General features: G+C 56.4%; 14 protein-coding genes. 6 read left to right on the forward strand and 8 right to left on the reverse strand.

Translation table 11 applies throughout. The features are described 5' to 3' along the window. Window positions 1-33 precede the first annotated feature (33 nt). Both gltB and ACI48J_RS23805 read right to left on the reverse strand, forming a co-directional pair. On the reverse strand, window positions 34-4,623 hold the full coding sequence (gene gltB, locus ACI48J_RS23800) for a glutamate synthase large subunit (RefSeq protein ID WP_405080521.1): 4,590 nt from the start codon (window positions 4,621-4,623) through the stop codon (window positions 34-36). A 382-nt stretch (window positions 4,624-5,005) separates the two neighbouring features. Next, on the reverse strand, window positions 5,006-5,635 hold the full coding sequence (locus ACI48J_RS23805; RefSeq protein ID WP_405080522.1) for a YdcF family protein: 630 nt from the start codon (window positions 5,633-5,635) through the stop codon (window positions 5,006-5,008). Window positions 5,636-5,882: 247 nt separating this feature from the next. Between ACI48J_RS23805 and ACI48J_RS23810 the strand changes: the two genes are divergently transcribed. The 6 genes from ACI48J_RS23810 (at window position 5,883) to ACI48J_RS23835 (ending at window position 11,745) form a co-directional block, all read left to right on the forward strand. Beyond that, the gene (locus ACI48J_RS23810) at window positions 5,883-6,461 is read left to right on the forward strand and encodes a thymidine kinase (RefSeq protein ID WP_009674701.1); all 579 of its coding nucleotides are present in this window, start codon (window positions 5,883-5,885) and stop codon (window positions 6,459-6,461) included. Window positions 6,462-6,567: 106 nt separating this feature from the next. Then, entirely contained in the window at window positions 6,568-7,674 is a 1,107-nt protein-coding gene (locus tag ACI48J_RS23815; protein ID WP_326053290.1) for an MGDG synthase family glycosyltransferase, read from the forward strand. 248 nt (window positions 7,675-7,922) lie between these two features. Beyond that, entirely contained in the window at window positions 7,923-8,906 is a 984-nt protein-coding gene (locus ACI48J_RS23820; RefSeq protein WP_405080524.1) for a M23 family metallopeptidase, read from the forward strand. A 1-nt stretch (window position 8,907) separates the two neighbouring features. Beyond that, on the forward strand, window positions 8,908-9,348 hold the full coding sequence (locus tag ACI48J_RS23825) for a polymer-forming cytoskeletal protein (RefSeq protein WP_405080525.1): 441 nt from the start codon (window positions 8,908-8,910) through the stop codon (window positions 9,346-9,348). An 84-nt stretch (window positions 9,349-9,432) separates the two neighbouring features. Further along, complete coding sequence (locus tag ACI48J_RS23830) at window positions 9,433-10,311, forward strand: DUF2935 domain-containing protein (protein WP_326053294.1); 879 nt, start codon at window positions 9,433-9,435, stop codon at window positions 10,309-10,311. Between the two features lie 84 nt (window positions 10,312-10,395). After that, window positions 10,396-11,745: an FAD-dependent oxidoreductase gene (locus ACI48J_RS23835; RefSeq protein WP_405080526.1), complete on the forward strand. Its 1,350-nt coding sequence runs from the start codon at window positions 10,396-10,398 to the stop codon at window positions 11,743-11,745. 351 nt (window positions 11,746-12,096) lie between these two features. Here the strand turns inward: ACI48J_RS23835 and ACI48J_RS23840 are convergent, their stop codons facing one another. The 6 genes from ACI48J_RS23840 to kdpB form a co-directional block, all read right to left on the reverse strand. Next, window positions 12,097-13,146 carry an ABC transporter substrate-binding protein gene (locus ACI48J_RS23840; RefSeq protein WP_405080528.1) on the reverse strand — a complete coding sequence of 350 codons (1,050 nt, stop codon included), beginning with the start codon at window positions 13,144-13,146 and terminating at the stop codon, window positions 12,097-12,099. A gap of 36 nt (window positions 13,147-13,182) precedes the next feature. Then, window positions 13,183-13,947 carry an ABC transporter permease gene (locus ACI48J_RS23845; protein ID WP_231392098.1) on the reverse strand — a complete coding sequence of 255 codons (765 nt, stop codon included), beginning with the start codon at window positions 13,945-13,947 and terminating at the stop codon, window positions 13,183-13,185. Then, window positions 13,880-14,719 (reverse strand): ABC transporter ATP-binding protein, encoded by an 840-nt coding sequence (locus ACI48J_RS23850; protein ID WP_009674680.1) that lies wholly within the window; start codon window positions 14,717-14,719, stop codon window positions 13,880-13,882. Before ACI48J_RS23850 ends, ACI48J_RS23845 begins: the two co-directional genes overlap by 68 nt. Window positions 14,720-15,027: 308 nt before the next feature. Further along, on the reverse strand, window positions 15,028-17,382 hold the full coding sequence (locus tag ACI48J_RS23855; RefSeq protein ID WP_405080529.1) for a histidine kinase: 2,355 nt from the start codon (window positions 17,380-17,382) through the stop codon (window positions 15,028-15,030). Window positions 17,383-17,751: 369 nt separating this feature from the next. Further along, on the reverse strand, window positions 17,752-18,369 hold the full coding sequence (gene kdpC / locus ACI48J_RS23860; RefSeq protein ID WP_405080531.1) for a potassium-transporting ATPase subunit KdpC: 618 nt from the start codon (window positions 18,367-18,369) through the stop codon (window positions 17,752-17,754). Window positions 18,370-18,503: 134 nt separating this feature from the next. Beyond that, window positions 18,504-20,549 (reverse strand): potassium-transporting ATPase subunit KdpB, encoded by a 2,046-nt coding sequence (kdpB, locus tag ACI48J_RS23865; RefSeq protein WP_405080532.1) that lies wholly within the window; start codon window positions 20,547-20,549, stop codon window positions 18,504-18,506. Between the last annotated feature and the right edge of the window lie 6 nt (window positions 20,550-20,555).

Raw genomic sequence — 20,555 nt, forward strand, 5'->3', positions numbered from 1 at the left:
CCATCGTATAGAATCTGTCCTGCTCGTTATGAATTAGTTGCCGCCGACACGGGCCAGATCGCGCGTGTTTTCCTCGAATGCCTTCATAACGGCATCCTGCTGGCTCAGTCCGGATCTCTTCATCCGCTCGATAGCATCGAACATCCGTTTATAATCCTTCGGAATGACTTTCACGAATTTCCAGATATATTCATCCCAACGGCTCAGCACGCGGTGTGCGATCGAGCTGTCGGTAAAGGTTGCATGATGCTGAATCATCAGCTTGAGTTCATTGATTTCGTAGATTTCTTCCACCTGCTCCAGCGACACCATCTCGGTGTTGCAGCGGCTGGCCATCGTGCCGTCCTCGTCGAGAACGTAAGCCACGCCGCCCGACATGCCCGCCGCGAAGTTGCGGCCGGTCTTGCCGAGGATGACGACGCGTCCGCCCGTCATGTACTCGCAGCCGTGGTCGCCCACGCCTTCGACAACGACGCGCACGCCGGAGTTGCGGACAGCGAAGCGTTCGCCCGCGATACCGCGGATATACGCTTCCCCGTCGGTAGCGCCGTAGAAGCCCACGTTGCCGATGACGATGTTGTCTTCCGGCACGAACGTCGATTCGCTCGGCGGGAAGATGACGACTTTACCGCCGGACAATCCCTTGCCGACGTAATCGTTGGCGTCGCCTTCCAGCGACAGCGTCACGCCCTTCGGCACGAATGCGCCGAAGCTTTGACCGGCGGAGCCGGTGAAATGCAGGCGGATCGTGTCGTGCGGGAGCCCTTTCGCGCCGTAACGGCGGGTCACTTCGCTGCCGAGAATCGTGCCGACAACCCGGTTCGTGTTGTTGATCGGCAGTTCGATGCGGACGTGATCCTGATATTCCAGCGCAGGTTTGCAGAGCGGAAGAATCTCGCGCATGTCGAGCGATTTCTCCAGCCCGTGATCCTGCCGCATCTGGTTGTAGCGGCCGACCTCTTCCGGCATTTCCGGCTGGTGAAGCAGCGGGCTCAGATCGAGGCCTTCGAGCTTCCAGTGGCCCGCCACTTCTTCCTGGACCAGGAATTCGGTGCGGCCGATCATCTCTTCCAGCGTGCGGAAGCCGAGCTCCGCCATCGTTTCGCGGACATCCTGCGCGATGAAGTGCATGAAGTTCACGACATGCTCCGGCTCGCCCATGAAATGCTTGCGAAGCTCCGGATTTTGCGTCGCTACGCCGACCGGACACGTGTCGAGGTGACACACGCGCATCATGATGCAGCCAAGCGAGATGAGCGGAGCCGTGGAGAAGCCGTATTCCTCGGCTCCCAGCAACGCTGCGACGATCACGTCGCGGCCGGTCATCATTTTGCCGTCGGATTCCAGCACGACGCGGCTTCTCAGGTTGTTCAGGATGAGCGTCTGGTGAGCTTCGGCCAGGCCCAGCTCCCATGGCAGTCCCGCGTGGCGGATACTCGTCTGCGGCGAAGCGCCCGTACCGCCGTCGTAGCCGCTGATCAGGATAACGTCCGCCTTGCCCTTGGCCACGCCGGCCGCGATCGTGCCGACACCGACTTCGGAGACGAGCTTCACGCTGATGCGGGCCTGAGGGTTCGCATTCTTGAGATCGTGGATCAGTTCCGCCAGATCCTCGATGGAATAGATGTCATGGTGCGGAGGCGGGGAGATCAGGCCGACGCCGGCCGTCGTACCGCGCACTTCCGCTACCCAAGGATATACTTTCTTGCCCGGCAGCTGCCCGCCTTCTCCCGGCTTGGCGCCTTGGGCCATCTTGATCTGAATCTCGTCGGCATTGACGAGGTAATTGCTCGTCACGCCGAACCGGCCGGAAGCTACCTGCTTGATGGAGCTTCTGCGCAGATCGCCGTTCTCATCCGGCGTGAAGCGGTTCGGATGCTCCCCGCCCTCGCCGGTATTGCTGCGGCCGCCGATACGGTTCATGGCGATGGCAAGCGCTTCGTGCGCTTCCTTGCTGATGGAACCGAAAGACATGGCCCCGGTCTTGAACCGCTTGAAAATCGCTTCGATCGGCTCGACTTCCGACACCGGAACCGGCGAGCGATCCGATTTCAGCTTAAGCAGGCCGCGCAGCGAAGCCGCTTTCTTCGATTGGCGATTGATAAGCTCGGCGAACTTTTTGTACATGGAATAGTCATTGTTCCGCACCGCGGTCTGCAGCGAGTGGATCGTCTCCGGCGTGAACACGTGATCCTCGCCGTCCTGACGCCATTGCAGTTCGCCGCCGGCATCCAGGACGCGGTCGCGTCCGTCGCGCGGAGAGTAAGCCCGCTGATGGCGCTGCAGCGTCTCCTGGGCCACTCCGTCGAGGCCGATGCCTTCGACAGGCGTGTAGGTCCAGGTGAAGTAACGGTCCACGAATTCCTGGCTGAGGCCGACCGCTTCGAAAATCTGCGCGCCCCGGTAACTCTGGATGGTCGAAATCCCCATTTTCGCCAGGACTTTGACAACCCCTTTGGTTGATGCCTTGATGTAGTTATAGGAAGCTTTCTCTTCCGTGATGTCTCTAATTTGACCGTTGCCGATCATATCTTTAAGCGTCTCGAAAGCGAGATACGGATTGATCGCTCCCGCTCCATAGCCAAGCAGCAGAGCAAAATGATGCACTTCGCGCGGTTCCCCGGACTCGACGATCAGGCTCGCTTTGGTTCTTGTTCCCTGACGGATCAAATGATGATGCAGGCCGGCAACGGCCAGCAGGGCCGGAATAGCCGCCTGTTCCCCGTCCATGCCTCTATCGGAGAGGATCAGGAATGTAGCTCCGTCTGCAATCGCTTCATCGGCAGCCGTATAGAGCTCCTCCATCGCCTGCTCAAGCCCTTCGCTTCCCGACGATGCCTGGAAGAGAGTCTTGAGCGTGACGGATTTAAAGCCTTCACGCTTGATGTGGCGCAGCTTCGCCAATTCCTCGTTGGAGATAACCGGAGTCGGAATACGGATCTGTCGACAGCTTTCCGCTTCCGGACGGATCAGGTTGCGCTCCGGTCCGATCGTCGTTTCCTGCGCGGTGACGATCTCCTCGAAGTTGGAGTCGATCGGCGGGTTCGTTACTTGCGCGAACAGCTGCTTGAAGTAGCTGTAAAGAAGCTGCGGGCGTTCCGAAAGAACGGCCAGAGGCGCGTCATAGCCCATGGAACCGATCGGATCGACGCCGGTTTTGGCCATCGGCTCAAGGAATTTGCGGAGATACTCGAAAGTGTATCCGAATGCCTGCTGGCGCTGAACGAGCAGATCGTGATCCGGCTGCGGCTCGGAAGCGGCTTCCGGCAGTTCCCCGATGGAAACGAGATGTTTCTTGAGCCATTCCTGGTAAGGCTGTTCGTTAATGATCTGTCCTTTGATCTCTTCATCGGTCAGAATGCGCCCCGCCACCGTATCGACGACGAGCATGCGTCCCGGCTGCAGACGTTCTTTGCGCGCAATGCGCTCCGGCTCGATGCTGAGAACGCCGACTTCGGACGATAGGACGATAAGATCGTCATGCGTGACATAATAACGGGCCGGGCGAAGACCGTTGCGGTCAAGCAGAGCGCCGATAATGCGGCCGTCCGTGAACGAAATCGCGGCAGGACCGTCCCAAGGCTCCATCAGGGTGCTGTGGTATTCGTAAAAGGCGCGTTTGGCCGGATCCATCGTTTCGTGCTTGGACCACGGCTCCGGAACCATCATCATGGCCGCGTGCGGCAATGAACGTCCGGAAAGCGTAAGAAATTCGAGCGTGTTATCGAGAATTTGAGAATCCGATCCGTCGGTATCGACGATCGGGAGCAGACTTTGGAAATTTTCACCGAACAAATCCGTTTGGATCATAGCTTGACGGGCGTGCATCCAGTTAACGTTGCCCCGCAGGGTATTGATTTCACCGTTGTGGATGACGTAGCGGTAAGGGTGGGCGCGTTCCCAGCTTGGAAAAGTGTTGGTACTGAAACGGGAGTGAACGAGGGCCATAGCTGTCTCGAAGGACGGGTCTTGCAATTCCGTGTAATAAGCGTCTACCTGCTCGGGAGTGAGCATGCCTTTGTATACGATGGTACGGCTGGATAAGCTGGGGAAGTAAAGCGGCGCGTTATCCAGGGCGCGGGTTTCATTCTCGATCCGCTTGCGGATGACATACAGTTTGCGTTCGAAGTTCAGTTCGTCCTGAATATCTCCGCTGCGGGCGATAAACAACTGACGCACGAAAGGCTCGGAAGCTTTGGCCGATTCGCCGAGGGTGGCATTGTCGGTAGGCACCGTTCTCCAGCCCAGGAACTGCTGGCCTTCTTCCTTGATAATCCGCTCCGCGATGCGCTCGCACTGCTGTCTGGCTTCCAGCTCCTGCGGGAGGAAAGCCATGCCGACGCCGTAAGTACCGGCTTCCGGCAGAGATATGTTTTCTTCGGCGCAAACCTTGCTGAGAAATCCGTGCGGAATCTGCAGCAGGATACCGGCGCCGTCACCCGTATTGGCTTCGCTGCCCTGGCCACCCCGGTGGTCCAGATTGCAAAGCACATTCAACGCCTGCCCGACGATTTCGTGGGAAGGCCTGCCTTTCATATTCGCAACAAAACCAATCCCGCAGGCATCATGCTCGAACCGCGGATCGTACAAACCTTGTTTGGAAGGGGAAGCGTTTCTGTTCATGATTGTGCAACCTTTCCTCTTGTTTATTTGGGTAGAGCAACGTTTCATGCCTGCATTAAAGGGGTGAAGTCCCGAAATACGCGCGTAACTTGCCAAATTCGCTTGTATTTGCCCAAAAACCGAATCTTTTAGCGATTCGCCTCGATATTTTTCTATTATATTAACATTAGACTTTCTAGAGTGCAATTTAAAAAAAGGTTATGGGTTGAAAAAAAATTTTAATGGGAAACCCTGGACAGGGCTTGAAACTCAGAGATTCCGGGGAAAAATATCGTTTTTTTCGAATCTACAAATCTACCATTTAATGTTAGTTTACAATATTTTCAAATCCGAAAGTTAACATGGACTTACCCTTCAAATGTTTGTGTTTGGACAAGGAGACTTATCCGATTCCGATCGTCTTTAAAAGGCGTTCGCCCGTAAAATATGTAATTCCGGCGCATTCGCGCAGCGTATAATAGTAGATCGCCACGGGTTTGATCCGGACCGGCTCAGCCGTTACGTTCATGTTTAGGCTCTTTGCCATAAGCAGGGAACGGTACGTATGAAAGCCGTGCGTTACGATAATCGCCGTCTCCCACTTCTCCCTCTCCATGATCTTACGGCTGTTGTCCAGATTCTCTATCGTGGATGTAGACTCATCCTCCAGAAAGACCGCCGACTCCGGGATGCCTTTGCCGACGAGGTAGCTCCGCATCACACTGGCTTCCGTCGGTTCGCTTGTCGTCGTTCCGCCCGTTGCGATGATGTTCTTGGCCAGCCCGCTCCGATAGGCCTCGACCGCGATATCCAGCCGCTCTTTCATCGCGTTGCTGGGCTTTCCGTTCCAGACGGCCGCGCCCAGAATAATGATCGTATCGCTCTCGGTTCCGCGGGAATTCTCTCCCACATAATAAATCCATCCGCTCATTCCTACTATATATAATAGGATAGCTCCCATGCAGGACAAAAATCCGTACAACCGTCGTTTCCACCGTTTGTTCATCCGTCTGCCTTCCCGTACGGCCTTCATTCCGCCTTCATCCTGCCTCTCTCCTCCGGTACCGCTCCAACCGAACGGAGGCCCGTCCCAAGCGGCCGTGTCTTTATTCTTCTATCATAACTTGCCGTGAGGAAGTTAGCTACACAAAAAGGCAGGTTTTGCCACTTTCCTCCAGAGCTTGGATCCCGCTTCCATCCATGCCCTTTTTTCCGACGCATAAAACATGCTATGATAGCATATACCTGATGGTTTATTGGTAACAGAGAGGACGACACCTGTGGCTAAATTATATTTCCGATACGGAACCATGAACAGCGGCAAATCCATCGAAGTGCTCCGCACTGTTCACAACTACGAAGAACAGGGTAAGAAAGTATTACTCTTCACCCCCTCGGTGGATGACCGGAGCGGAGTCGGTATCGTTGCCTCCCGCATCGGCATGCAGAAAAGCGCCATCGTCATTCAAGACGGGGTCAATATGAAAGAACTGGCGGCCAAAGAGCGGCCCAACTGCATTTTGATCGACGAAGCTCAATTTCTTAACGCCGGACAGATCGAGCAGCTTGCCGAAATCGCGGACGACCTTAATATACCGGTTATCGCCTACGGGCTGCGGGCGGATTTTATGGGACAGCTTTTCGAAGGAAGCGCCAGCTTGTTCGCCATCGCCGATAAAATCGAGGAAATCAAAACCGTGTGCTGGTATTGCGATAAAAAAGCTACGATGAACATGCGCTGCAAGGACGGCGTTCCTATTTTTCACGGGGAGCAGATCCAGATCGGCGGCAACGAGAGCTACATTCCCGTCTGCCGGAAATGCTACACAGATAAGAAAAGAGAGGCGGAGCAGCACTGACCGCCGAACACAGAATGCCCGATCCGGCGCCAGACCTCCATCCAGAATTCAGAGCCTGCACGCGCGCTTCCCGGCTATTTTGTCGATTAAGGAAAGGTGAGGTTTCTTGAGAAAAAAACGAATTCTGCTCCTTTCGGAGGGATTCGGATCCGGACATACCCAGGCGGCTCACGCATTAGCGTCCGCTCTGCGCAGGACGAATCCCGGGCTGATCATCCGCGTGCTGGAACTCGGTGCGTTTCTTCATCCGACGATAGCACCCTGGATCTTTACAGCTTATCGCAAAACAGTCGTTTCCCAGCCGAAGCTGTACGGGAAGCTTTACCGCTCCCAATCGAAAAAGCCGCTGAACGGTTTTTTGCAGCTTGCCCTGCACCGGATTTTCTACCGCAAGGCGGAAGCCGTGATCGAACAGCTGCGGCCGGACATTATTATCTGTACCCATCCTTTTCCGAACCTGATCGTGTCGCGCCTGAAAAAACAGCATGGGCTCCATATTCCGCTCTGCACGCTGCTGACGGACTATGATGCCCACGGGTCGTGGATCAACGATGAAGTGGACAGGTATTTCGTCTCGGCCCCCGACGTCAAACGCAGACTGGTGGCGAAAGGCGTTTCTTCCCGCAGAATTAAAGTGACGGGCCTGCCCGTCCACCCCAGTATCAGCGAGCAGTACTCGGTCGATGAGATTTACCTGGAGTTCGGACTCCGGGACATGCCGACCGTGATGCTGATGGGCGGCGGCTGGGGGCTGCTCGACGAGAAGCTGCTGAAGCGCATCGTGCATTGGCGCGACCGCGTCCAGCTGCTCTTCTGCCTCGGCACGAACGAGAAGGCGCGCCAACAGCTTCAGTCGAGCGAGCTGTACCGGCATCCGAACATTCATCTGTTCGGGTACACCCGGGAGATCGGCAAGCTCATGGAGGTGTCCGACCTTCTGATCACCAAGCCGGGCGGCATGACCTGCACGGAGGCTATGATCAAAGGCGTGCCGATGCTCTTCTATAATCCGATTCCGGGCCAGGAGGAAGAGAACTGCCAATACTTCACGGAGCACGGCTACGGGGAGGAATTGACTTCTTTGAGTGAGCTGGACGGCTATTTTACCCGCTTTATGGAAAATAGACGCGATAAAAATAAAAACACCCGTAAAAGCAGCAGCCGGCGCCTGTCCAGCCTGTTCGCCAAAAGTGTCATGCAGATGCTGCGCTGACGTACTTGTGTCTTGGAATTCACACTATACTCACATCATATGGAAGAGCTATGACCACTCCTTCAAAAGGGAGAAGTCAGGGCTCTTTTTCGTTTATTTTCCTTTTTTTCAGGTTCCGTTTCTAGCGTAAGAACAGGCATTTCCGTCTCTTTGCCCGTTATTTGTCCGAATTTATGCGGCATGTACGCCAAAAGTCCTGAATACAATTCGTTAGGGGTTCGGTTTCGCGCGAAAGGAAGGTTCATCGCATGAAGACCAAAGAGGACAAGAAAGAACTGACGCTTATGTTCATTCCCGGCGCCGACAAGCGGGTCGTCCGTTTCCGGATCCCCCGCATCAGCCTGTATGCCGTTCCATCCGCCGCCGCCCTTGTCATCCTCGGCTTCTCCCTGACCATCTACGTCCAGAACACCAGCCACCGGAGCACAACGGAGCAGCTTACCGAAACGTTTACCGGTCAGGAAAAGCAGCTTACCGAACAGTTGATGCTGAAAGATTCGGAGCTTGAAAAGCTTCAGATCGAACTGATCGATTTATCGAAGCAGGCCGAGCAGTTCAAAAGCAAGCTGGAGGAAATCCGCAAGCTGGAGAATAAGATAAGTCCGGGTACTGCGGCTTCTTCCGGAAAAGGTGCCGCTCCCCCGCCTTCGCCCGCCCCCGATGTCGGCGGCACGGAAGCGCCGGCCGGTACCCGCGAAATGAATGAACTGGCGGCGCAAACGCGGTCCAGCCTCTCCGGAATGATCGGCGATATCGACGGTCTGCTTGTCCAGCTGACGGAGAGCGAGCGAAAGCTGCAGGAAGCACGCCGGCTGAAACGAATCACCCCCACCATCTGGCCGTCGGATTCCCGCACGGTCACCTCGGGTTTCGGGGTGAGGCAGGATCCTTTCACCGGGAAGCCCAATGTGCACACCGGCCTTGACATCGACGGCGAGCTGAACGATCCCGTCTATGCCGCTGCCGACGGCACGGTCATTGCGGCCGATTACGACTCCCAGCACGGGAATCATATCCGCATCGACCATACGAGAGGCATCGAAACCGAATACCTCCATCTGAACAAAATGGAGGTACAGACAGGCGGCACCGTACGCAAGGGCCAAATTATCGGACGCGTCGGAACGACCGGACGAAGCACGGGAACTCATCTGCATTACGAAGTCCACAAAAACGGCACGAAAATCAACCCCTCTCCTTACCTTATTTCCGATCGAAAGGATGATAACTGACATGGTATTCGATAAAAAACGGAACACGGACAACAAAACGACCGACACGATCATCGGAGAAAGCACGGTCTGTGAAGGAAAGATTTTTTCGGAAGCCAGTCTTCGTATCGAAGGACAGGTGCTTGGCGACATCGAATGCGCGGGCGATATTGTTATCGGGGAAAATGCGGTCGTTCATTCGTCCATCCAAGGAAGAGACGTCATGATAGCGGGTAAAGTCAAAGGCAACGTGGCGACCAAAGGCAAGCTGACCGTAATGAGTACCGGAGAGCTGATCGGGAATATTCAGGTCCGGGCTTTCATCGTTCAGGAAGGCGGCGTTTTCCAGGGAACAAGCGCCATGACGGCTTCCGGACAGGACGACAAAGCGCCCAGTCCGATTTCCAGCGCTCCTTCGGCCAAAAACCGCAAAGAAGAGCAGTCAATGGCCAGCGCCAATTAATAGAAGAACCGCATCTCAACCGCACCGCCGCGCGCGAACCCTGCAATTACCGATCAGGCATACTTAAGAACGGGAGGTTTTACGGTGGCCCCAACACCCAAGCTCAGCGTATGGACGGAGCACCGTTTCTGGCTAGGCATTCTTTATGATCATGCGACCTTCGTATGGCAGGCCCTCGCACCGAGCGAGCAGCCCCTTATTCAGACGGCAAACGGATTCCGTCAGGCTTTCGCCGCCCTTGTCAAGCAAGTCGAGCTGACTCCGCAGGATCTGCCGGTATCTTCACCGGCGATGATCCAACTAGCCCGGGATATCCTTCCGGCCGCAAGCGGCTACTATCAGTTCGAAGGACATATCCAAAGCCTGCGGATAAGCAACAAAATCGTACTGGATCTGACTCCCTCCTACTTTAACGGAACGTTAATCGAGAACGAGGAATATCTCCGGCTGCTGTCGTTCTGGACCCGGGGCGTCGAGGCGGAAGAATTGACGCTGTACGGACTGCTGGATATGTGGCTGGAGGATCAGCTCGGCCATGCCGTTCTGCTCTGGGACCACCTGGACCCCGTAGAAATCGAATTGTCGGAGCAAGCCCGCCGGTATTCCAATACCTTTCAGGCATACATGGTCAAAAATCGCGCCATAGGCGGCTATCTCCGCTTCACCCCTCCGGGTTTCCCGGCCCAGCGCCGTTTCGCGGCGGATGTGGCGGTAGCCATCATCAAGTTCTATGACTTTGTCGTGCAAGTCATCGACATGTATGTCGATGAAGAACTTCTCAGCCGCCTGACGCTGCGGTTCCTGGACCATCACCTGCCGGAAAGCTGCTATTTCCTCAATAAACTGGCCGTCTATGAACCCAATCTGAAGATTCCGGGCAACTGCTTTCTCTACAAGCCGATAGCGCCCAACGAAAATATCCCGTATCCGGAGCTTACGCCTCCGCAGCCCCGGGAGGATTAATCCGTACTTCCCCCGGGTAAAGGGGTATAGATGCGGGTTAGGCAGGGGCCCCCGCTTACTTAGAGAAAAGAGGCGGTGGAGAAAGTGAACGATTCACAATTCGATACGCTTATTGTCGGCTCGGGCCTGGCGGGTCTCAGCTGCGCGTTTGAGCTCTCCGAACAAGGACAACGGGTACATATTATAGAAGCGGCGCCTTTCGCCGGAGGCCGCACATCGAACTGGTCGGATGCCGGCATGGATGTCGAATCGGGCTTTCATAAATTTATCGGATTTTATGAAGCGCTCCCGAATCTGCTGAAAAGAGCAAGGATTAAACCGAACAGCATGCTGACTTGGGAAAAAACGTTCGAAATCCGGCTCCCCGACGGGGAAACGGCCGGAGAATTCGGAATCGCTCCTTTGAAATCCCCCATTAAAACGATTACGGGAGCTTTCACCAACAACGATATTATTTCTCCGGCCGACAAAGCTTCCCTGATGCCCTTTGTGGCAGAGGGCCTCAAGCTGCTGTCGGAGAACCGGATGGAGCTGGATACGTACAGCGTGGCCGAATTCGCCCGCAAGCACGGCGTCAAGGACGAGGCGCTGCGTCATGTGCTGGGGCCGCTTACGTCCGGCGTGCTCTTCCTCCCGCCGGAGGACTATTCCGCGCTCGTTTTCTTCGGGCTTTTTGCGCCGGGGGTGCCGAAGTTTTACAAGATGCAGATCGGCGGGTTTAACGGCGGTATGACCGACGTGATGATCAACCCTCTGCTCGCGGCGCTTGAAAAGAGAGGCTGCCGGATCAGCCTGAGCACTCCGGCCGAGGGACTCAGCCTTGAAGACGGCCGGGTCACGGGCGTCTCTCTGCAGGAAGGCGGGACCGTGAGCGCCGCTCACGTCGTCATCGCCACGGAAATCTCGGCGGCCAAGCGGCTGCTCCAGCCGCCGTTCGGAGGAGAGGCATGGTATCAGCCTCTCCGGGAACTGCCGACGATGCCCGACGTGACGATTCAGCTGGAGCTCAGCGAGCCGCTCCTTCCGCAGGACTGGGTAACCTTCGGTCCCGGCACGTGCATCGGCAGCTTCAGCGAACAGTCGCGCACGACGTTCCCGCACGTACCCGGCCGCGTCTCCATGATCCTCTCACCCCCGGACGAATTCATCGAAATGCCCGATGATCTCGTCTTCGAGCGGGTGTGCGCGGATGCGGACAAGCTCGGCCTCGACCTGCGCGCGAAGGCCAAGGATTACCGGGTGATCCGCAGACCGGATCACTTCTATTCCGTCCGGCCCGGAAGCGAGAAGCTCCGCCCCGAGCAGCGCACGCCTGTGCCGGGCCTCGCCCTTGCCGGCGACTATACGCGCCAGCCGATGTTCGCGACGATGGAAGGCGCGGTCATTTCGGGGCGCAAGGCGGCCGAGGCCGTGCTGGGCCGGGAGCTGGGCTGAGCTTGGTTGGCCCGCCCGAGCTTGCCCTTGGCGGACTGAGCTTAGTTGGCCGAGCTTAGTTGACGATCGGCTTGGTTGGCTGACCGAGCTTGATGGCGGACCAAGCTGATTTACGCGCCGAGCTTGGCGGCTTCCGGGCTTGCCGCCGTTGTGCCCGGCTGTGTTGTGCGATGCTCTCAGCACGGCTAATTAGCCCGGCATCGTGCTGCTTATTGCCTGGCTACGCCCATTCTCCGCTGAGCATTGCTCAACCGGAGGGCAGTCTAAACGCTGCGGAGAGGACTACGCCCTCATATCAAAAAGGACAGCCGGATAACCGGCTGTCCTTTTTCCAACTCTTTTTCACAAGAATTATTTTTTCTCTTTTTTCACTTCGTCCAGAAGCGACAGATCCAGGAACTTGCTCAGATCCAGTTCTTCTTTCTTCACGTTCTTGATGAAACCGGCATCGATCGACACTTTTGCCATTTCTTCAATCGCTTCCTTGCTCACATCCGGCGTCAGATTGAGTCGGGAGAGCGCCGCTTTGATCAGCTCGTTATCCAGCCCTTTGCCGCTCAACTTTTTAAGCTGATTGTTGATCAAGTCGTATGACTTATCGGGATTGCTTTTAATGAAGTTAATGGCATCGATATTCGCCTGGATCGCGCCTTTGGCCAAATCGCGGTGATCATTCAGGAATTTATCGCTCGCGACCAGGATCGTCAGCGGGTAGTTGCCGTTGTTCGGCGGGATTTTGTCCCAATCTACCAGAATTTGTCCGATGCCTTCCTTCTCCATCTGGGTTCCCCACGGTTCAGGGATAAGCGTAGCGTCGACTTCTTTCTGGCGCATCGCTACCAGCGTATCCGCCGGAGCGCGGGCGATAATTTCCACGCCGGATTTATCCGTCGTCACTTTCAGCCCTTCCTGCTGGAGAAGCAGCCGCAGCGAAATTTCGTTCGTGCTGCCGCGTGTCGGGATGGCGACGGTTTTGCCGACAAGATCTTTTACGCTTGAGATCCCCGCGTCTTTACGGACAGCCAGTACGGCGCCGCCGTTGTTGGAACCGGAAATCACTTTGAAGTTTTTGCTTTTCAGGTATTGGTTGGTGGATGGCCCGGGACCGACGAAGCCAAGGTCAATCTGATCCGTAGCCAGAGCGGTCGAAAAGTCCGAGCCGTTATCGAAAGCCGTGACTTCCACTTTGACGCCCTCGCCCCAATATTTCTCGAAATATTTATTTTCGAGCGCCACATAACCGGCGGCATGCGTAACGTTTTTGAAAATACCGACGCGGACTGTTTCCGGCTTCTTGCCGTCGCCGCTTCCGCCGGAGCTTTTGGAATCCCCGCCGCCGCATGCGGTGAGCACCGTACCGACCAGCAGAATGAGCGCAAGCAGCCAAGCTGTTTTTTTCATCGTAAACTCCCCTTTATCTGTTCGTCTGTTTTTTGCTTATTTACCGCTTGAGGCAAGACCGTAGCGGAGCAGGATTTTATCCTCGAGTTTTTTGAAGCAGAGATGATCGGAAATCGTGCCGAGCACCGCAATGATAATGACGATGCAAAGCATAAGAGCCGTGTCCGCAATATCGCGGCCCTGCTGAAGCAGTTGGCCCAAGCCGACGCCTTTGGCGATGAGTTCCCCGGCTACCAGCGCCCGCCAGGCGAACGCCCAGGCTACCCGCACCCCGTTGATGAGATGAGGGAAGGCGGCCGGAACCATGATCTGCCAGAACATCCGCAGCCCGTTGCCCGTGCCCATCGTCTGGGCCGCTTTCAGATAGATCGGCGGAATGTTCATGATGCCCGTGCGGCTCGACATGGCCATCGTCCAGGTGGCCCCGAGGGCCGTAATGAAAATAACGGAAGTGTCCGTCAATCCGAACCAGATGATCGCGAACGGCAGCCAGGCGATGCTCGGAACCGTCTGCAGGGCAACGACGACAAAACCGAGCGTATCGTCCAGAAACCGGAAGCGGGCAAAAAGAAAACCGAGCAGAGTCCCTACAACGAGGGAGATACAGAAGCCGGTCAGCAGCCGTCCGAGCGATCTCAGCGTCGCTTCCACAAGCTGCCCGTCCGTAAGACCGAGGCGGAAAGCATCAAGGGTCTGGAACAGAGACGGGAATTTCCATCCCCAGTCGAAGATTCTATATCCCGCCTCCCACGCTATCAGCAGAATCACGAGAAAAATCGTTCTTCTTAAGGCTGTACTCATCGCCCATCTCCTCCTTTACCACTTTCTCGAGTTCCTCGGCAAGAACGTCCATGATCGCACTCTCGACATGATGGATAACGGAGTCGGCATTATCGCGCGGACGCGCGGCTTGTACGGCGAATTCCTTTTTGATTGTTCCCGGACGGGTCGACATCACGACGACGCGGTCGGACAGGATAACGGCTTCACGGATGTTATGGGTAATAAACAGGATCGTTTTGCCGGTTTTCATCCAGATTTCTTCGAGTTCTTTATGCAAAATGAGACGCGTCTGCTCATCTAGCGCCGCGAAGGGCTCATCCATGAGAAGAATTTCCGGGTCCATGGCAAGCGCGCGTGCAATAGCGGCACGCTGCTTCATACCTCCGGACAGCTCGTGCGGATAACGGTCCGCAAATTTGCTGAGGTGGACCGTCTTGATCTGCTCCATCGCTTTCTCGTACCGTTCTTTCTTCGGAATGCCCTTCTGCTTAAGGCCGAAGGCGACATTGTCGAGCACGGTCAGCCACGGAAACAGCGCATGTTCCTGAAAAACGACGACGCGGTCGGAGCCCGGTCCGGTCACTTTCGTCCCGTTCACTTCAATCGTACCTTCATCATAGCCTTCCAACCCCGCCACCATGTTAAGCACCGTCGACTTGCCGCAGCCCGAGGGACCGAGCAGAGACACGAACTCGCCTTTCCTGATGGTCAGCGAAACATCGTCAATAGCGGTAAATGATCCGCTGCTGCGCTGCTTGAAGGTTTTGCGAACATGCTTGATTTGTATCATCGCTTGATCTCTCCTTCAGGCTCGGACAAAAGCAAAAGCTTCGTATGTCCCGTTCCTATTCTTATACCAACTTATTTTATCGGAATTATGTTATTTGTCAACCTTTAATTGCATAAAGTCTAATAAAAAAAGCCCTTATTAAGGGCTTACAGGACTACTGTTAATAGGACACAGGCGGTTAACCCGCATGACGAGGGGCGGAGCATTGTGCAACTATCCGGGCCGCCTGTTGCCGACGGAGCCTACACCGCCGGCCCCGCCCGGCATCCTAAGCGCGGGACCTGCAGCCGCGGACGCGGAAGGCGCGCTTACCCGCGGGCTTGCCGCCCCCGCCGGGCTTTGGCGGACTCGGACTCCGCCACGACGAGCACGTCCATGCTGCGCGCCCCGCGCATGATCCGTTTCACGATGGACCCGTGAAACAGGCGCTCCCACAGCGACTCGCGCGCCTGGCCGATGATGAGCTGCGTAGCGCTCAGCTCCAAGGCCCGCGCGAGCAGCCCGTCCGCGGTGCGTCTCCGTCCCGCGGCGCCCAGCACTTCGAAGCGGCCGCCGAGCCGCTCCGTCAAGGTCTGCAGCGCGGCGATCCGCGCTTCCTCATCGCCGGCGGCCGGGCCGCTCCGGATGTAAGCGACGTGCCAGCGCGCCTTCAGCCGGTAAGCGATGCGGAAGCCGCGGCGGATGATGCGCTCCGCGTGCTGGTTCAGCTTCACGCAGACGAAGATCACTTCCTCGCGCCGCCAGGGGCCGCGCAAGGAGCCGACGCGTTCCCACGCCTCCAGGCGTTCGTCCACGTCGTCGGCGATTTCGCGCAGCGCGAGTTCCCGCAGGGCAATCAGATTGACGGTTTTGAAAAAGTGGCCGAGCGCCTGGTCCACTTTGTCCATTCCGTAAATCTTGCCCTCCTTCATGCGCTGCCGCAGCGTTTGCGGCGTGACGTCGATGAGCTCCACCTCATCGGCCAGCCGCAGGATGCTGTCCGGGACCGTTTCCCGGACCCGCACGCCCGTCAGCTGCTCGACGGAATCGTTCAAGCTCTCGAGATGCTGGACGTTCACCGTTGAGATGACCGAAATGCCCGCATTGAGAATCTCCAGAATATCCTCGTATCTCTTCTTGTTGACACTCTGCGGCACATTCGTGTGAGCCAGCTCATCCACAAGAACCAGATCCGGCATCCGGCGGATCACCGCCTCGGTATCCATTTCCTGCAGTTCGGTTCCCCGGTAGGTAATGATTTTGCGCGGAATCAGCTCCAGATCGCCGACCTGATCCGCCGTTTCTTTACGGCCGTGCAATTCGAGAAGTCCGATGACCACATCGATATTTTTACGCAGCAGATCGTTTCCTTCCCGCAGCATGCTGTAAGTTTTGCCTACGCCCGGCGCGGCCCCGATATAAACCTTGAAGCGTCCGCGCCGCGCTTTACGGATTTGACGTTCCATCTCCTGGGGACTCGGGCGCCGGTAAAGCTCCACCGGCTGCCGGGCATCGCTCTTCCGTTTAACCGGAAGAATCCGCTCTCCGTCCCGCTCCGCCCGGTCGGCAACCACGAACAAATCAATCCCTTGCAGGCGGCTCACCGCATCGTTAAGCACCGAGCCCTGCCAAAACTCCTGCCAGCGGCTGTGCTTGGAGTGGCCCAGCACGATCCGGGTCACTTTGCGGTCGATTCCGTAACGGATGAGCGCCTGGGCAAGCTTCCGCCTCCCCGGGAAAGGAAGCTCATCGAAAGTGCCGCCCACTTTCTCGACCAGTTTGATGATCGAACGGCGGAACGTAGCCGCATCCTTGGATAGAGCTTTCCCCGGGGCGGTAAAAGAAACGACGAACAAATCGCCGCTCAGCCGGTCCGCTATCTGCTGCCCCCGCCGGACATAAATCGACCCGTTCCAATGGTACTGGGCGGAAACCAATATCCGCTCGTCGGCCCCAGAAGGTCCGGTCATCCCCATTTCTCCCCGATGCTTCTCCAGAGATTCGTTGACTCCTTCCGCCACGAGCCGAAGGGCCAGCTCACGCAGCACGCCGATGTTCCCCCGTTCCAGTACCTTGCGCTCGTGCCACTGGCAGCCCCTCATCCCTCCCTCTTCGAGACGGTTAAGGATCGTTTCGGGCGTGGCGTCGATTAGCCTCACTTCATCGGCCAGCTCCAGGGTATCCGCGGGCACCGTATGTTCCACTACGATGCCCGTCATTTTACGGGCAAGCTCACGCACACCCTCCAATTCATACACGTTCACGGTTGCCAGCACGCTGATCCCTTTGCTTAGCAGAAATTTGATATCCTCCAGCCTCGTCGGGTAGAGAGCCCCCGGCCGGTTGCGATGGGCAAGTCCATCGGTCAGCACCACTTCCGGATTGCGGGCGGCAAGGTCATCAAGCGGCAAATCCTGCTGCCTCACCCCGTCCTTCATCCATTCGATGCTTTCAATCCGTTCCAGCCCGCCGGCCTGTTCCATCGTCTCGGGACGTCCCTCCATGGAAACCGCGCACAGCACGACATCAATTCCCTGTTCTCGGAGCGTCTGCCCTTCCCGCAGCATGTGATACGTTTTCCCCGAACCGCTGACGGCCCCGATATAGATTTTCAGCCGGCCCCGGTGGATTTCCGAAATCGACAGCAAAATTTCTTCGGGCGTTTTTCTCCGGAAATTGTCCATCCTCCGGCTCCTTTCCCGTTCTACGTCCCTTATACCTCACATTATTCCCCCACGGAATTCCCGTTGCCTTGTAAGCATCATGCAATCTTTTAGAGAGACAGAAACTTGATCCGGATGCGTGTTCGGTATGGCTACGCGTAGTTCCCTTCCGCCATCGTCACTCTGCCCCAAAGAAGGTATTTGTAATAGTAGAAACACAATTTTCCATTAGAGCCAATCCCGCTTTTCCGCACTCCGAAAACCCGCAAAACGCATGCCCTCCTTACCGGAACGAGCATGCGTTAATGATTGGCTGCCGGTTTCTGGAATCCTGCCCGGTCTGGCGCTTTTTTAGTTACCGTATAATGGCTCCCGATTTAGCGGTACCGTTTATTGCCCGGCTAATTTCTTCACATCCAGGTTCAATTCCAGCACATTCACACGAGGTTCGCCGAATAGGCCCAGATCGCGGCCGTCCGTGTTCTTTTTCACCAGTTCCTGAAGCTGGGCTGTTGATACTCCCGTTACTTTGGCAATGCGGGGGATCTGGACCAGCGCCGATTCCGGCGTAATATGAGGATCGAGACCCGAAGCGGAGTTCGTGAGCAAGGAAATCGGCACCTGATTGACGGGCACGTCCGGATTTTCCTTTTTCCATGAATCGATGGATTCCTGTGTGCGTTTTACCAGTTCCGGGTTGGACGGGGCATAGTTGTTAGAGCCCGAAGCTTCCGCTTTATATTCAATGGAAGAAACGCGGCCGTGGAAATACTTCGGGTCCGCAAACAATTGCCCGATCAGCTCCGAGCCGACGACTTCACCCTGTTCGTTCTTGATGACGCTGCCGTTGGCCTGTTTGGGGAAAATGACCTGGGCCAGCCCTGTAGATACGAGCGGGTATATAATTCCGCACAGGACGATTAACAATATGCTGATACGGACGGCGATAGTCAAGACCGATCCGTTCCACTCGCCGTTTTCTTTAGGTACCGAAGCGCCTGGATTCATCCTTTTTCAATCCTCTCTCTTGTACCGGGAGGAGCCTGCTAGAGGCATTCCCGGCTGTGGTTGCTTTGTTTACAGGGCATTTTCATGCCGTTTGCTTAAGCGTTTATGTGCTTCCGTTTCCACGAAACGGGTTCCTAGATCCAGACATGAACGACCAGATCAATGATTTTGATTCCGATAAAAGGAACGACTACCCCGCCCAGCCCGTAAACAAAAAGATTGCGGCTGAGCAGCTTTGTCGAGCTCATCGGGCGGTATTTAACGCCCTTCATCGCAAGTGGGATGAGCAACGGAATAATAACCGCGTTAAAGATGAGAGCGGACAGCACCGCCGACAGGGGCGACCCCAGCTTCATGATATTGAGGGCTTCCATCTGCGGGATCGCCAGCATGAACATCGCCGGAATGATCGCGAAATATTTGGCGATATCGTTCGCGATCGAGAAGGTCGTGAGCGCCCCCCGTGTCATCAGCAGCTGCTTGCCGATGCCGACCACTTCAATGATCTTGGACGGATCGGAGTCCAGATCGACCATGTTGGCCGCCTCTTTGGCGGCGATGGTTCCGCTGTTCATCGCCAGACCCACGTCGGCCTGGGCAAGCGCCGGGGCGTCGTTCGTGCCGTCGCCGGTCATCGCGACCAGCTTGCCCTCCGCCTGCTCTTTGCGGATCACGGCGATTTTATCCTCCGGCTTGCTCTCGGCGATAAAGCCGTCCACGCCGGCTTCTTTGGCGATTGTAGCCGCCGTCAGCGGGTTGTCGCCCGTGCACATGATCGTTTTGATGCCCATTTGACGCAAGGTATCGAACCGTTCCTTCATGCCGGGCTTCACGGTATCCTTCAAGTAGATCAGGCCGTATACCTTGCCGTCCACGGCTACGGCGAGCGGGGTCCCGCCTTCCGTAGCGATCGCGTCCCCGTTGGCCTTAAGATCGGCGGGAACCGTTCCGCCCTGCTCCTGCACCCAGCGGACGACGGCGTCTACGGCGCCTTTGCGCACTTTTCTGCCGTCTTTCAGGTCGATGCCGCTCATCCGGGTTTCCGCTTTAAAGTCGATGAACTCCCCGCCTTCCGCGAGTGAGGCTTCATAAACCAGGTTCTGCTTCTTCATCAGCTCCAGCACGGAGCGTCCTTCCGGCGTTTCGTCTTTGACCGAGCTGACGGCCGCCCAGGCAGCCGCTTCACCCGTGGAGGCACCGCCTACCGGGATAAATTCGCTGGCCATCCGGTTTCCGAACGTGATGGTCCCCGTTTTATCCAGAATGATCGTATTGATGTCTCCGGCCGCTTCGACCGCTTTCCCCGACATCGCCAGAACGTTGAACTGAGTGACCCGGTCCATCCCGGCGATCCCGATTGCGGACAACAGAGCGCCGATCGTCGTCGGAATGAGGCAGACGAGCAGGGCGATCAGAACGGCCGTATCCAGCTCGACATTCACGAAGCCCGCGATGGGCTTCAGCGTAACGACCACGATCAGAAAAATAAGCGTCAGCGTAATAAGCAGCGTGTTCAGCGCGATTTCGTTCGGCGTCTTCTGCCGGGACGCTCCCTCGACGAGAGAAATCATCCGGTCGATGAACGATTCGCCGGGATCGCTCGTAATCCGTACCCGGATCGCGTCGCTCACGACCCGCGTGCCGCCCGTAACGGAGCTGAAATCGCCGCCCGCCTCTTTAATGACCGGCGCGGATTCCCCCGTGATCGCCGATTCATCGACAGAGGCCAGCCCTTCTATCACTTCCCCGTCGCCGGGGATCATTTCTCCCTGGGCGACGGTAACGATATCGCCCTTGCGAAGCTCCGTGGACGGAACGACTTTAATGCCGCTGCCGACCACTTTGTTAGCCTGGATTTCTTGTTTGGACTTCTTAAGCGAGTCCGCCTGGGCTTTCCCCCTGCCTTCCGCCAGCGCCTCGGCAAAGTTCGCGAACAGCACCGTGAAGAGCAGAATCAGAAACACCGTCAGGTTGAATCCGATCCGGTCCTGAGTTCCGAAGTAGCCGGGAAGGACCGTCATCAGAAGTACGATGAAGGTTCCGATTTCTACCACGAACATAACGGGATTTTTCATCATCGTAACCGGATTTAATTTAAGAAAGCTTTGCGTGACCGCCTGTTTGACGATATCCCCGCTCAGCATCGATTTACGTTTCGCTTGAGAAGCATTTGAACTCATCCGTTT

This window comes from Paenibacillus chitinolyticus (assembly GCF_045038035.1).
GTDB lineage: Bacteria > Bacillota > Bacilli > Paenibacillales > NBRC-103111 > Paenibacillus_F > Paenibacillus_F chitinolyticus_A.

What these genes read in the sequence shown, in the direction of transcription:
- gltB (WP_405080521.1), bottom strand. Translation starts at nt 4,623, where the DNA reads ATGAACAGAAACGCTTCCCCTTCCAAACAAGGTTTGTACGATCCGCGG.
- ACI48J_RS23805 (WP_405080522.1), bottom strand. Translation starts at nt 5,635, where the DNA reads ATGAAGGCCGTACGGGAAGGCAGACGGATGAACAAACGGTGGAAACGA.
- ACI48J_RS23820 (WP_405080524.1), top strand. Translation starts at nt 7,923, where the DNA reads ATGAAGACCAAAGAGGACAAGAAAGAACTGACGCTTATGTTCATTCCC.
- ACI48J_RS23825 (WP_405080525.1), top strand. Translation starts at nt 8,908, where the DNA reads ATGGTATTCGATAAAAAACGGAACACGGACAACAAAACGACCGACACG.
- ACI48J_RS23840 (WP_405080528.1), bottom strand. Translation starts at nt 13,146, where the DNA reads ATGAAAAAAACAGCTTGGCTGCTTGCGCTCATTCTGCTGGTCGGTACG.
- ACI48J_RS23845 (WP_231392098.1), bottom strand. Translation starts at nt 13,947, where the DNA reads ATGAGTACAGCCTTAAGAAGAACGATTTTTCTCGTGATTCTGCTGATA.
- ACI48J_RS23850 (WP_009674680.1), bottom strand. Translation starts at nt 14,719, where the DNA reads ATGATACAAATCAAGCATGTTCGCAAAACCTTCAAGCAGCGCAGCAGC.
- ACI48J_RS23855 (WP_405080529.1), bottom strand. Translation starts at nt 17,382, where the DNA reads ATGGACAATTTCCGGAGAAAAACGCCCGAAGAAATTTTGCTGTCGATT.
- kdpC (WP_405080531.1), bottom strand. Translation starts at nt 18,369, where the DNA reads ATGAATCCAGGCGCTTCGGTACCTAAAGAAAACGGCGAGTGGAACGGA.
- kdpB (WP_405080532.1), bottom strand. Translation starts at nt 20,549, where the DNA reads ATGAGTTCAAATGCTTCTCAAGCGAAACGTAAATCGATGCTGAGCGGG.